At 58.1% G+C, this 12,988-nt stretch carries 14 protein-coding genes; 8 read left to right on the forward strand and 6 right to left on the reverse strand.

Annotation, left to right across the window (positions count from 1 at the left end; genetic code table 11):
* The first annotated feature begins 79 nt into the window (after positions 1-79).
* Together ACJO5Y_RS10210 and ACJO5Y_RS10215 are read left to right on the forward strand one after the other, a co-directional pair.
* Positions 80-358 (forward strand): peptidylprolyl isomerase, encoded by a 279-nt coding sequence (locus tag ACJO5Y_RS10210; protein ID WP_127333342.1) that lies wholly within the window; start codon positions 80-82, stop codon positions 356-358.
* Entirely contained in the window at positions 358-1,308 is a 951-nt protein-coding gene (locus tag ACJO5Y_RS10215; RefSeq protein WP_406986958.1) for a VanZ family protein, read from the forward strand. Before ACJO5Y_RS10210 ends, ACJO5Y_RS10215 begins: the two co-directional genes overlap by 1 nt.
* Here the strand turns inward: ACJO5Y_RS10215 and ACJO5Y_RS10220 are convergent.
* Complete coding sequence (locus ACJO5Y_RS10220; RefSeq protein WP_406986959.1) at positions 1,281-2,483, reverse strand: M24 family metallopeptidase; 1,203 nt, start codon at positions 2,481-2,483, stop codon at positions 1,281-1,283. The two genes, ACJO5Y_RS10215 and ACJO5Y_RS10220, sit on opposite strands and share 28 nt — an antisense overlap.
* A gap of 76 nt (positions 2,484-2,559) precedes the next feature.
* Positions 2,560-3,384, reverse strand: a complete 825-nt coding sequence (locus ACJO5Y_RS10225; RefSeq protein WP_406986961.1) for a DUF2059 domain-containing protein — start codon at positions 3,382-3,384, stop codon at positions 2,560-2,562.
* A gap of 124 nt (positions 3,385-3,508) precedes the next feature.
* Here ACJO5Y_RS10225 and ACJO5Y_RS10230 point away from each other — a divergent pair, with 124 nt between their 5' ends.
* The gene (locus tag ACJO5Y_RS10230) at positions 3,509-4,192 is read left to right on the forward strand and encodes a transglycosylase SLT domain-containing protein (protein ID WP_406986962.1); all 684 of its coding nucleotides are present in this window, start codon (positions 3,509-3,511) and stop codon (positions 4,190-4,192) included.
* 112 nt (positions 4,193-4,304) lie between these two features.
* On the opposite strand, the gene ACJO5Y_RS10235 is transcribed toward ACJO5Y_RS10230, so the two are convergent.
* Positions 4,305-5,204 carry a LysR family transcriptional regulator gene (locus tag ACJO5Y_RS10235; RefSeq protein ID WP_406986964.1) on the reverse strand — a complete coding sequence of 300 codons (900 nt, stop codon included), beginning with the start codon at positions 5,202-5,204 and terminating at the stop codon, positions 4,305-4,307.
* Between the two features lie 444 nt (positions 5,205-5,648).
* Positions 5,649-7,331 carry an AMP-binding protein gene (locus ACJO5Y_RS10240; protein WP_406986965.1) on the reverse strand — a complete coding sequence of 561 codons (1,683 nt, stop codon included), beginning with the start codon at positions 7,329-7,331 and terminating at the stop codon, positions 5,649-5,651.
* 322 nt (positions 7,332-7,653) lie between these two features.
* Here ACJO5Y_RS10240 and ACJO5Y_RS10245 point away from each other — a divergent pair, with 322 nt between their 5' ends.
* On the forward strand, positions 7,654-8,568 hold the full coding sequence (locus tag ACJO5Y_RS10245) for a glutathione S-transferase family protein (RefSeq protein ID WP_406986966.1): 915 nt from the start codon (positions 7,654-7,656) through the stop codon (positions 8,566-8,568).
* A gap of 128 nt (positions 8,569-8,696) precedes the next feature.
* Entirely contained in the window at positions 8,697-8,975 is a 279-nt protein-coding gene (locus ACJO5Y_RS10250) for a YebG family protein (RefSeq protein ID WP_406986968.1), read from the forward strand.
* 35 nt (positions 8,976-9,010) lie between these two features.
* Here the strand turns inward: ACJO5Y_RS10250 and ACJO5Y_RS10255 are convergent, their stop codons facing one another.
* The gene (locus ACJO5Y_RS10255) at positions 9,011-9,439 is read right to left on the reverse strand and encodes an Lrp/AsnC family transcriptional regulator (protein ID WP_406986969.1); all 429 of its coding nucleotides are present in this window, start codon (positions 9,437-9,439) and stop codon (positions 9,011-9,013) included.
* A gap of 141 nt (positions 9,440-9,580) precedes the next feature.
* Here ACJO5Y_RS10255 and astA point away from each other — a divergent pair, with 141 nt between their 5' ends.
* Together astA and ACJO5Y_RS10265 are read left to right on the forward strand one after the other, a co-directional pair.
* Complete coding sequence (gene astA / locus ACJO5Y_RS10260; RefSeq protein WP_406986970.1) at positions 9,581-10,648, forward strand: arginine N-succinyltransferase; 1,068 nt, start codon at positions 9,581-9,583, stop codon at positions 10,646-10,648.
* Positions 10,638-11,441, forward strand: coding sequence for a DUF1338 domain-containing protein (locus ACJO5Y_RS10265; RefSeq protein WP_406986972.1), 804 nt, complete (start codon positions 10,638-10,640; stop codon positions 11,439-11,441). Before astA ends, ACJO5Y_RS10265 begins: the two co-directional genes overlap by 11 nt.
* A 6-nt stretch (positions 11,442-11,447) precedes the next feature.
* Here ACJO5Y_RS10265 and ACJO5Y_RS10270 read toward each other — a convergent pair whose 3' ends face one another.
* On the reverse strand, positions 11,448-12,137 hold the full coding sequence (locus tag ACJO5Y_RS10270) for a protein-L-isoaspartate(D-aspartate) O-methyltransferase (protein WP_406986973.1): 690 nt from the start codon (positions 12,135-12,137) through the stop codon (positions 11,448-11,450).
* Positions 12,138-12,305: 168 nt separating this feature from the next.
* Here ACJO5Y_RS10270 and ACJO5Y_RS10275 point away from each other — a divergent pair, with 168 nt between their 5' ends.
* Positions 12,306-12,971 (forward strand): AbiTii domain-containing protein, encoded by a 666-nt coding sequence (locus ACJO5Y_RS10275; protein ID WP_406986975.1) that lies wholly within the window; start codon positions 12,306-12,308, stop codon positions 12,969-12,971.
* The last annotated feature ends 17 nt before the right edge of the window (positions 12,972-12,988 follow it).

A 12,988-nucleotide genomic window follows, 5' to 3' on the forward strand; every position in this document is an offset into this window, starting at 1 on the left:
GCACTTGCCTCAGGCCCGCCGGGCGGGCAGCATTCCTACCCTGAAGTACACATTCATTGAAACCAACAGGACGACACCCATGACACAGGCAACCGCACGCCACATCCTGGTCGACAGCGAAGCGAAATGCGAAGAACTGAAAAAGGCCATCGAAGGTGGTCAGGATTTCGCTGAAGTGGCGAAGCAGCACTCTTCCTGCCCGTCCGGTCGCAACGGCGGTGACCTGGGCTCCTTCGGCCCGGGCCAGATGGTTCCGGAATTCGACAAGGCGGTATTCAGCAGCGACCTGAACACCGTGATCGGCCCCATCAAGACCCAGTTCGGCTACCACCTGCTGGAAGTGACCAGCCGGAGCTGATGAGTCCCGAAGCCCTGCCCTGGAACGCCCGCAAGGGCCAGCGACTGAGGTTGCTGGCCCTTGCGGGCGCTCTGGTGATAGCCCCGTTGTTTTTCACCGGTGGTCCGGACTGGTCTTCCGGCCCCCTGCACAAGTCCGTATGGAACCTGGGGCACATTGTGTTTTTCGCGCTTCTGACCTACGCCATCCATCCCTGGCGGCGGCTAAGTGGCGGGCGACTGTGGCTGGCAACCACCACCGTTGTGCTGATGGTCGGCCTCGTCATTGAGTTTCTGCAGTCCGGTCTGGGACGCCAGGATGACTGGCACGATGTGTGGCGAAACCTGGTCGGCGCCTGGATGGTCCTTGCTTTCCGGCCTGTTCTGGCCCCTGCCATAAAGCTCAACGTCCGCCAGCGAATACTGGCAGCGATCGCCGCGGTACTGGTAATTTTCGAACTGGGATTAACCGGCATTGTCGCCACTCAGCAGTTCCGGATCAGCCAGCAATTGCCGATGCTTTACGATTTCAGTCATACCGACCCCGCCCCCTTCTGGAGAGGGAATCTTACCCCGTCGGACCGCCATGGGGACATCAACGGACAAAGCCTGAAAATCTCTCTCAGCACCCGGCTCTATTCCGGCGTCACCCTGGATAACCTGCCGGTCGACTGGCGTGATTACGAACAACTGACCGTGACTCTGTTTAACCCGGATAAGACAGTGCTTCCGCTGACGCTGAGGGTCAACGACGTCGAGCATGAAAGGGGCGCCAATATTTACAGCGACCGCTACAACACGCGGCTGACGCTGGAACCGGGGTTCAACAGCTTCACGCTGAGCCTGTCAGATATCAGGAATGCGCCGCGTAACCGGACCATGGACATGAACGACATCCGCAGACTGGGCCTGTTTGCCACCAGCCTGCCTGCGCCACGAACAATTTACCTGCTGGACCTGCGGCTGGATTGAGCCAGCGTCCAGGGATTGCGGGTCAGGCATTCGGTGCCCTTGTCCGTAACCAAAATCGTCTCGCTGCAGCCAATGCCCCATTGCCCCGGAACTCTCAGACAAATGGGCAGATGGAAGACCATGCCTGGCTGGAACGCGGATGACTGGCCACGAGCGATGAATCCCGAGCCTTCGACCCAGGAAGGCGGGAACTGTGCGCCGACCGTGTATCCAAAGACCCCCGAGAAGAACACCTCTTCTGCCAGTGGCTCCAGGGCTTTCTCGGCGGCCTGGGCGGCGGAATCGAAAGTGGCTCCCGGTCTGATGGCCTTGAGCAAGGCATTCACCACGCGACGGCATCCGTCAAACACCTTCTGCATCTGGCGGGTGGGTTCTCCCACCACCACGGTCTGCATCATAGGTGCGGTATAACGTTGCCAGGCGGCGCCGAACTCCAGAAACACAACATCTCCGGCTCCCACGGGGCGGCGCTTGTGGTTGGCGTGAATCACCCCACTTCGGGAGCCCACCGTGACGATGGGCTGCATACTCATGAATTCACTGCCAGCCGACAACAGGGCTTCCGCGCCGATCGCGGCAATATCATTGTCGGTCATTCCGGGCTGAATCGCAGAAACAGCCGCCTCCAACCCGATCGCCGTGATTCCGGCGCTTTGCCGCAGGTACCCCAGCTCGGCGGCAGACTTCACCTTGCGGATCTTTTTCAACAGGGAACCACTGTCCACGAAACGGACATCCGGCAACCGCGCCCGAATCCCCTCAATGACGCCATGGCGCAGGGAACCGTGCCAGAAATCAACGCCGACCCTGTCCTCATAGCCGGTCAGCGCATCAATCAGTGGTATCAGGACCTCACCGATCCCTTCCCAACGATACCCCACCACGCGCGCTACCCTCGTCGTCACCATGGCCGGCCCCATCTCGATGGACGGCACCTGCAGCAACAGATCGGAAGGAGTAACAACCAAAGCAACATGCACCGACACTTCAAAGGTGCTGTAGCCGGTGAGGTAGAAGATATCAGCAGGGTCTGTCATCAACAGCGCACTGATATCTTCTTCCGACATGCGGGTGCGTACCCGGGCCAGCCGTTGCTCGAACTCTTCAGGCGAAAACGGACATTCTTCACCTCTGGCGGTACCGGATAGCACTTTCTGGTACGCGTTAAAGTCCATCTGGGCACTCCTCAAGCATAGCCCTCTATATTGAGGGTGGACCCATATGATGAGTTATTCAACTATCCACGCACGATCAACTGGCCGGGCTGAGCATTCTCACCATTTGGCTGCCGATGGACTCAATGGGATCGGTAATCGCCTGCTGGATACTGTTGGTCACTACCTGTGAAAACTGCGACCCCGCGTCACTTTCCAGAAACTGGATGTACAGGTCCAGTTCGGCGGCGCTGATATCCCGGTAGGTGAACAGATAGCTGTCATAGACCTGTTGGCTTACCATGCCCTCAAGCATGCCACGCTGGCCTTCAATCTGACGCTGGATCTGATCAAAAGAAGCGCCATTGTCGCCCTTGAACGCAGCCAATGCCGACGCCAGCCCCAGTTGCACGGCGATGGAGGTATCCACCGCACTCTCCGTCGCCCGGGATGCCTTGTCAAACCGATCAAACATCCCCGCCCGCTCACTGCCCCGGAACTGGCGATTCAGTTCCGGGGCCCGGGCCTGGATTTCCGCCCAGGCTTCCGGCCGCGAGGCCGCTACTTCCGCTTTCGCAATCTTTTTCGCCACGGGGGTGTCGTACCATTCCATGACCGACTGCAACTGCTGGTCATTGAGCGATGCTTCCAGGTCGGAGACAATCTGCGCCTGGATTTCCGCCGCGTTATAACTACCGCTGACCACCTGGCCGATGGAATCGGCGACAAAGGGCGGTACCCGGCCGCTTTGTTTGAGACCCTGCCGTATCCCCTGGCTCATCATCGCCGGGTACTGGGCGACAATGTCGTCAATGGGTGACGCCTCCAACACGGTTTCCGCGGAAGGGGCTGCGTGGGCGGCAGTGCCCCACAGCAAAACGATGAATACTAAAACGGGTTTAATTTGGGAAAACGCTTTCATGGCCTATCATCCGGAATGATTGATGGGCGGTTTATGCCATGACGAACTTGCCGCCTGCAAGCCATAAAGGGGGGAGTTTGATGACAAATTGGTATGGTGACAGGAGGTCGTGGTTCTCCAGCCCATGAGTAAGCGCAAAAAACGTCTTAATGTCTGGAAGTCGCGGCTCAGGTGGTTTGGGCTGCCAACCCTCGGACTGGTTGTCGCCATCTGGGCAACCCTGCGATTCAGTCTACTCGCCCCCAGCCCGCCACTGCGGCAGGACAATGTCTGCGAGATCTTCCGAGAACATCCGGTCTGGTACGACTATGCCAGGGCCTCGCAAGAGAAGTGGGGCACGCCAATCGCCACCCAGATGGCGTTCGTGTACTACGAGTCCTCATTCCGCAGCCACGCCAGGCCGCCGCGAACCCGGCTCTGGGGCTTCATTCCCTGGAGCCGACCCACAACCGCCTACGGTTATGCCCAGGCACTGGATCCAGCGTGGGGAGAGTACCTGGAAGCCAACGGTGACGGCCTGTTTGTGGTGCGAACCCATATGGAACACGCGCTGGATTTTGTCGGCTGGTACAACTACCTGACCAACCGGAAGCTGGGCGTGTCGTTCTACAGCCCGCAGAAGCTGTATCTGGCCTATCACGAAGGCAGAACCGGCTACGCACGCCGGAGTTACGATGCCAAACCCGACGTGGTCGACCTGTCTTCCCGGGTGCAAACCCGGGCTTTCCGCTACGACAACCAGCTCAAGACCTGTGAGCAGGAGTTCCAGTGCTGGCGCTGGTACCAGTTCTGGCCATTCTGTGGCTAGTCATTTGTCGGGTTACGCTTCGCTAACCCGACCTACGCAGAGTTTGCGATTCCATTTGTAGGTCGGATTAGCGAAGCGTAATCCGACAACTGCGCTAATCCGACAACCAGACTCAAAACGTGCTGCTGATTTCGATCACCGACTCCAGGGACCGGAGGCGGTCCACCAGATACTCCATAACAATACGAACCCGGGCCATTTGCTGGGTGTCCTGATTGACGTGAAGCCACAGGTCCACACTCTCACCTTCCAGAGGATCGGACAGACGCCGCAGCTCCCGGGTGCTTTCCCCCAGATAGCAGGGTAATACCGCAAGACCGGCGCCGGCCCTGACCAGGGCATGCATGGACTGCAGGCTGTTGCAGCGTATAACCGATGACACATGCTTCAGGTGCTTTCGGTACCAGCGCCCCGTCGCCAGATGACTGAAGGTTTCATCGGGAACAATCCAGACACACCCCTCCGGCTGGTTTTCAACATCCATATCGCGATTGCGGCGACAGTACCACCCCGCCCCGTAAACCGCCGACTCAATCGCAGCGATTCGCTCTCCCTCCAGTGTGGCCTGGGGCTTGTTTTCCGGTCGGAGTGTCAAGTCCGACTCCCGGTGGCTGAGGTTGGCGACGTCATTATCCGTGAGCACTTCCAGCTCTATTTCCGGAAACTCGCGCACCAGTTCCGACAGGATCGGGCTGAGCAACTCATTCAGCATGGAATCCTCGGCCGCCAGACGGACCTTGCCGACCGGAGCGGAATCCTGACCAACCAGCTTGCGCTCGAGATTTTCCATCTCGGTGGACAGCCGTGCGGCTTCCCGAAACGCCGTCTCCCCCACCGGCGTCAGCTGCAAACCGTCCCGGTTGCGTTCAAAAAATTGCACACCCAGCGACTCTTCCATCTGGTCAAGTCGTCTTAAAACAGTGGTTTGGTGCACGCCCAGTATTTCTCCGGCTTTGGCGAGCGTTCCGCCTATTGCCAGCGCATGTATGTATCGAAGATAGTCCCAGTCCATAGTTACTGCATATTTGCAACGTGAGTACGGATTTTAACGTATTCAAACTGCAAAAAAGAATCCTTAGAATTACGTGTAAATTAAAGGTAGATCGCTAATTAATCCACCAGAGCAAAAGGAGGAAGGCGCTATGACTCAAAAGCATATCGCAACCGTTCAACCCCTGCCGTCCAGTATCCTCCACAACAGTGCTGAGGTCAGGCGCCAATATACCCGTGCTGCAGCAAAGCAGGCGGTTCAGTTGATTAGCAGGAAGATGCGCATTATGGGCAGGAAAGCTCAGACTGCAACTCCGGACTTGCCGCAGATAGTTCAGGGCGGTCACTAACACGGGCCGGTGATGACCTGTGAGTTCGAAGTGAAGTAAACAGGGATGTAGAAAAAGGAATTCAAAAACACCGATGGCAACGCAAACGCGGGCCACCGGTGTTTTGCGTTATGGGCTCAGAATTCCCAGACCACCTTGGCCTTCTGGCCGAACCACTCATCCATTTTCCGGGTGTAGTAGTTCTCAATCACGTTGCGTTTGATCTTCATGGTGGGTGTGAGCATGCCATTTTCCATGGTCCACGGCTCTTTCACCACCACCACAAACGCCAGCTTTTCGTGGCCCTCGCATTGCGCATTCACCGCATCCAGCTCCTGCGCGAGCTCCTGTTCCAGCTCGGCGCGGCTACCACCGGTTTCCAGCTCCTCTCTCGCCTCGTCCGACAGCAGTACCATCAGGCAAGGTTGCGGCTGGTTGGCACCAGCGACACACACCACTTCGGCCTTCGGGTGATTGAAACGGTTCTCGATCGGCACGGGCACCACGTATTTGCCCTTTGAAGTCTTGAACAGATCTTTCACCCGCCCGGTAATGCGGAGGCAACCGTCGCTATCAATTTCCCCCATGTCACCGGTTTTCAGGAAACCGTCATCGGTGATGTCTTCCCGGGTTTTCTCCTCGTTCTTGTAATAACCCAGCATCTGCCCGGGGCTCTTGACCTCGACTTCACCGCCTTCACCAAGACGATGCTCCACACCCGGGTTGGCCATACCAACGGTGCCCACTTTCGCCTGCCCGGGCCGGTTGGCATGGGAATACCCGAAGTTCTCCGACATGCCGTAGACCTCCAGCAACTCCAGACCCAGACTGCGGTACCAGGCAATGATTTCCGCTGACAGAGGGGCCGCCCCGGTCAGTGCGGCACGGCAGTGATCCAGACCCAGCTGTTTGAGGACCTTCTTTTTCACGATGCCGTTGAGAATCGGAATATTGAACAACAGTTTCTGCTTTTTCGGTGGCAGCTTGGCGTTGACGCCCAGGTAGAACTTCATCCACAAACGCGGCACGGAGAAGAACAACGTCGGACGCGCCCGCTGCAGGTCTTCCTGGAAGGTATCCAGTGAGTTGGCGAAATACAGGTGGAAACCGTAATACAGCGACTGGGTTTCCACTGCGGCCCGCTCCGCGACATGTGCCAGCGGCAGGTAGGACAGCATGCGTTCGTCCGAATTCACAGGAAATAGCTGCTGCAGGCCGTCAGCCACCGAAATCATGGTGCGGAAACTGTGCATGACACCTTTCGGGCGCCCGGTGCTGCCTGAGGTATAGACGATGGTGGCAAGGTCGTCGGGGTTGGGCAGAATCGGCTCCGCCGGCTCACACTCGGCAATAATCTCAAGCCACTTTGGCGTGTCATCCCGCGGCGACAATGGCAGGGAGATGATGGGCAACGCCTCGGGAATATGCCCCTTGATATCGTTCCAGCCATCGGCGGTGCCATCGAGTTTGCCAAGGAACAGCAGTTTTGCCTCGCTGTGCTCCAGAACGTAGGCGGCGGTATCACCATTCAGCGTCGGGTAAAGGGGCACCGAAACATGCCCGGCCGCCCAGATAGCCAGGTCGGACAGGATCCAGTGGGCGCTGTTCTTGCCCAGGATCGCGATATTACTGCGCTCGGGCAGCTCCAGACTGTCCAGGTGCGCAGCCATGCGAGACACCTGGTCCGCGGCTTCCTGCCAGGTAATGTCTTCCACTCGCCCATCGGGAAACGGCTGTGTGAGGTAAACGTTATCGGGCGTGTGTCTTGCCCAGTGGTACAGGCAATGGAGTGATGTCTGTTTCTCTATGTCTACAGCCATGAATGGCTCCTTGTTGTTATTGTATAAGCACCAGTTATTATTCTGTTTCTCCTGCATACTACCGGTATTTCAGCTTTCCTCAATAGCCGGACGCGCCTCCGTAACTGACTGATTCCTACTTTGTTCCACTTCCCTCAATTCATTCGTGACACCCCGTCATAATGGTCTACATTGAAGGGCTGTGCGTATACCACGGGTCACTGCAGGAGATGCCCATGAAAACAACAAGTCGCTCGTCTCTGATTTTCCCGGCCTGGGGGCTTATCCTGATTGGCTCTGCTGCTTTCATTTACTGCGCGTCCGCGGGGTTATTAACAACTTGATGCAAGAACTCGTTCTCTACCATTACGCCATGTCTCCATTTTCGGAGAAAATCCGCGTCATGCTTGGCTATGCCGGTCTGGGCTGGCAATCAGTCACCGTAAAGGAAATGCCTCCCCGGCCTGCCCTTGAGGCGATTGCCGGTGGTTACCGCAAAATTCCCGTCGCCCAGAACGGCGCCGATGTGTTCTGTGACAGTCGCAGCGTGGCGGCTGAAATCGCCCGCCTGAGCGGCCGCAAAGAACTGATTCTGGAACAACAGCCCGCTGAGGTTCAGGCGTTCGTCCGGGAGACCGACCTTGAAACCTTCCTGGCCTGTGTCATCGCAGCCAGTGATGGGCGCATGCTGAAAAAGCTGATCAAAGACACCTCCCTGCTGAATGCGTTCCGGTTCCTCAAGGACCGCATCAACATGGGGCGCAAATCCAGGGTCAAGGCTCTCAGGGGGCCGCAGGCAAAGGCCCGTGTGCTTGCCCACATGGCAACCATGGAATCCATGCTGGAACAGGACTTCCTGTTTGGCGAGTCCCCCTGCATTGCCGACTTCTCCGCGTATCACGGGCTCTGGTTTGTGTGCGACCTGGCGGGGAAACCCTGGCTCAGGGACTATCCCCGGGTTCAAACCTGGATGGAGCGCATGAAGGGCTTCGGCCACGGCAAACCGGCTGAGATTACAGAGGATCAGGCGCTGGACATCGCCAGAAACGCCGCGCCCCGAGAGCTGGATAACCAGTCACACCACCCTCAGACCGGACAGACCATCGAAGTGGCACCGGATGACTACGGACGCGAGCCCGTCAGGGGCACACTGGTATTCGGCGATGCGGAAACCCTCATCCTGCAACGCGAGCACCCCCGTACCGGTACGGTTCATGTCTACTTCCCGGCCCAGGGATTCACCGTTACCCCGGTGTGACTCCCTGCCTGCGCCCTCAACCAGAACACTGTATACACATACAGTCTCCGTGTTGTACACTCACGCCATGAAGCGTAGCAACCACCCCACACCCGATCCTGCGGTGTGGGGACCCAATGGAGAGATTCATGGCGGTACAAGCACTGTATTACTCGGAAAGGGATGGACTGGAGATGGCGTTGAAACACCCGGATACCCTGTTGTTCTCATCCAAGGCGGAAGCCGATGCCAGAGACAAGGTACTGGAGCTCGCCGAGGAGATCACCCAGTTCCTGCAAGCCCGGGTCGAAGGTCTGGATGAAAACCTGGCGGAAAAGGCGGCATTGGCCATTGCCGAAGAAAAGGATCTGTTTGGCAAGGCCCTGAAGAAGCCGGCCCTGCTGAACCAGAGCACCCTGCCAGAATAAAGCCGGACGAAATGCCCAGGGACGGGCACTCGCCGCTAGCGCCGGAACCTGGTTTCCAGCACCACCGCCGAATTGGTCCGCTCCACCCCTTCCAGATTACCAATCTCATCCAGCACTGCACTCAACTCCTCCAGGGACTGGGCCTGAACAATGGCTATCAGGTCATACTCTCCGCTGACCGAGAACAGCTGCGACACCTGGCTGATGCTATCCAGAGAGGCATTGGTTCGGGCTGTGAGCTTCTGATAGACCTTGATGGACACGTGGGCCTCAACCTGATTGGCGGCATAGGCATCCCCCAGTTGCACCGAGTATCCCTTGATCACCCCGTTACTCTCCAGCCGGCCAAGCCGATTCTGTACGGTGGATCGCGACAAGTGGAGCGCGCGCGCCAGATCCGAAATACTCATTCGCGCGTTCTGGCGCAACAGCATCAGCAGCTTCTGATCTTGCTTACTTAGCATATTGTCAATTTACCTTGTCATTTTGACTCATCTTTTCATTATTTCGATCATTTCGCCACTACAAATTACCGCTCACCCCTTACATACTGACCCGCAAGAAAACATGACAACAGAACCACCATCCGACTGCGGGGACTGCCGATGATTATCCGCCCAATACAGTACAGGGATCTGCCAGCGCTGCAGGAGATTGCACGGGAATCCGGCCCCGGATTCACCTCACTGGTTGACGACCGGACCTATCTGGAAAGCAAGATTCGACACGCCATCGACAGTTTCGGACGCGACATCCAGCGGCCGGGCAACGAGCACTACCTGTTTGTTCTGGAGGACGAAAACACCGGTGATATCATGGGCACCACCGGTATCGAGGCCTCCGCCGGGCATGAGCGACCACTTTGCCACTTCAGGCGGGAAACCGGGAATCTTATCCGCTGCACCCACTATACGGGCTGCAGCGAAATCTGCAGTCTGTACCTGCGCCCCAGATACCGGCAGGCGAACGCCGGCAAGCTGCTGTCAAAGGTGCGCTTCCTGTTCATGGCTCAGAATCCCCAGCGGTTTTCCTCCACCATCATCGCCGAGATGCGGGGTGTCTCCGATGCCGGTGGCCAGTCCCCCTTCTGGAACTGGCTGAAAACCCGCGCCGGCGACCTGGATTTTGCCACCGTCACCCGGCTGGCCGGGACCGGCACCCCTGAATTCATGGATACCATACTGCCGGCTGGTCCGCTTCCCGTAACTGACATTCCACCGGAAGCGCAGCGGGTCATCGGACAGGTTCACGAACAGACGCGACCGGCACTGAAGATGCTGGAAGCCGAGGGGTTCCGCCATACCGGATTTGTCGATCTGTTTGATGCGGGCCCCACGGTGGAGGCGGAACTGTACGACATCATCAGCATCAAACTCTCCAACCAGTGTCAGGTTCAGGTGGTGGACGACAGCATGACCGCGATTACCCGACATCAGCCTGGCAACCGCAACCAGGCTATGCTGATTACCAATATGGAATTGGCGGATTTCCGCGCCACGGTCACTGAAGCAGCGACCTGGCTCCCCCATCACAACCTGCTCACCGTGCCGGAATCCCTGGCGCGAGCGCTGGGCCTGGTGGACGGCGGCATGACCCGCTTCCTGCCACTGGCGCAGGCCGCAGCAAGAACCGAATTCCACTCCCGGACACCGGAGGTCAAATATGCACACTGATCGCAATAAACTGTTTCAGCACCTGTGGGACAACTACCGCGAGGTAACGCCCTCAGCCAAGGAAATTCACCGGATTCTCGGGGCTGCGGAAGGTCAGCGCATCGTGAATGACCACATCGCCCTGCGCACGTTCAACCTTGCCCCCGTGGGTCTTGAGGCACTGGCTGAGCATTTCACGTCGCTCGGATACCACCAGGGCGGCGAGTACCATTTCGAAGCCAAGAAACTCTACGCCCAACACTATGAGCACCCGGACCCTGTCGCCCCCAAAGTTTTCATATCGGAACTTCTGACCGAACAGTGCTCCCCGGAATTGCAGACCATCGCCAGCGAGCTGGTGGCGCAAATCAACCCTGAGGATGTACAGGCGGACAATTTTCTCTATTCCGGGCGGCACTGGAGCATTGAGCATGCCACCTATGAAACCCTGCTGCAGGAAAGCGAATATGCAGCCTGGTTGGCCGCCTGGGGGTTCCGGGCCAATCATTTCACCGTAAGCATCAACCAGCTTAACCAGTACCAGACGGTGGCGGAGATCAACCAGTTGCTCAAAGACAACGGCTACCGGGTCAACGATTCCGGCGGGGAGATCAAGGGCTCACCGCAGGAGCTGCTGGAGCAGTCCTCCACCATGGCGGACCGGGTTCCGGTAGGGTTTTCCGACGGCACGGCAACCATTCCCAGCTGTTTCTATGAATTTGCCCTGCGCTACCCCGATGCCAGCGGCAAACTCTACCCCGGGTTTGTGGCAGCTTCAGCGGACAAGATCTTTGAGAGTACCAACGCGGGCTGACGGTTGTCAGCCCGGCTCCTCCGGCCAGCCCGCGGCACCCAGAAGCGGAACAAATCGCACACCGCCCAGGCTCTCCCGCTCGTATCCGGTTGCCGACATCCTGGTAAGACGAACCAGGTCCTGGCTGGTGTGCTCTCCACCCACGGGCATAACCAGCCGGCCACCCACAGCCAACTGATCGGTCAGGGCAGGCGGAATGGATGGCCCACCGGCGGCAACAACGATGCCATCAAAGGGGGCCGCCTCCGGCCACCCCAGCGTGCCATCGCCACAGCGCACGTGAACATTGCCAAACGCCTCGTTGCGCAACACCTCCCGGGCACGCTCCGCCAGCACCGGCAAGCGCTCAATGCCGAATACCTCCCCGGCGATGCAGGCAAGCACCGCTGCGCAATAGCCGGATCCGGTGCCGATATCCAGTACTTTTTCCCCACCCTGTAATGCCAGCGCCTCGATCATCAATGCCACTACGTACGGCTGGGATATTGTCTGTCCTTCACCAATGGCCAGGGGACCGTCCTCATAGGCCAGGTGCTGCATGTCATCAGGCACGAATCGCTCCCGCCGTACACGGCGCATGGCGGCCAGCAGCAGGAGCGAGGCAATCCCCCGCCCCTCAATCTGGCGTTCAACCATCGATAGCCTGAGCGTATTAAATTCGGGCTTTTTCATCATCTCCCCCTGATTTCGCTCCATGGGTCGCGGCCACCTTACTTTAGGTAACAAAACACCTACGTTTAACAATGGACGTCGAGCATTCGCCTGACTACTTTTTCAACCATAGCCTTCGATAGATGTCGCAGGCCACCAACAAAAACAACAAGGCAGTTGCCTTACTGCCGCTTGTGAGACAGGAGATCGGGAATGTCCGAACCGGTGAACCACCTGGAGGAACGAACACGGGATGCCAACGAGCTCCTGGAAGCAATCATGCCATCCGCCATCACCCTGGCAATGATGCTCAGGCACCGCAAAATGGCGAACTGGCTGCGCACCGAATTTGAGGGCTACAGTGACAGCACACAGGCACCTCCGTACCGACGGGACCTGCCCGGCCACATCGTTGCCCGCTCCCCCCAGTATGGCTGGATTCCCGCACCGGTGGATGACAAACAGAAACTGGACTACGGCCATCTGGACCTGATGGATGGCATCAAGGCCCTGGAGAAAATCTGCCTGAACTGCAAAAAAGGCAACGGCAACCGGGTCCTGTTACCGCCGGATGACATGGCGAACCTGCAATCCCGGATCAACCTGAGTGCTGAACTGGCCATCAACGTTAGCCGTGATACCTACTCAGGGGTCCTGAAAGCCGTTCGGGCTGCCATCTATCTGTGGACCCAGGAACTGATGGCACAGGGCGTCGGCGGCGAGCACAACTCCTTCAGCGCCGAGGAACGCGGCAAAGTGGCCACACTGGATGAGCCCGAACAGTTCTGGCGTCGCGCGATGTCCGAGCTGGACAACCTGCCCATTCCGGACACCAGGGAGGTTGGCTTTTTCGAACGCGTCTTCGGCCGCACCGGTTGACCTGACCAAAAGCGCCC

Origin of the sequence: Marinobacter alkalisoli (assembly GCF_045449855.1) — a bacterium.
Classification (GTDB): domain Bacteria; phylum Pseudomonadota; class Gammaproteobacteria; order Pseudomonadales; family Oleiphilaceae; genus Marinobacter.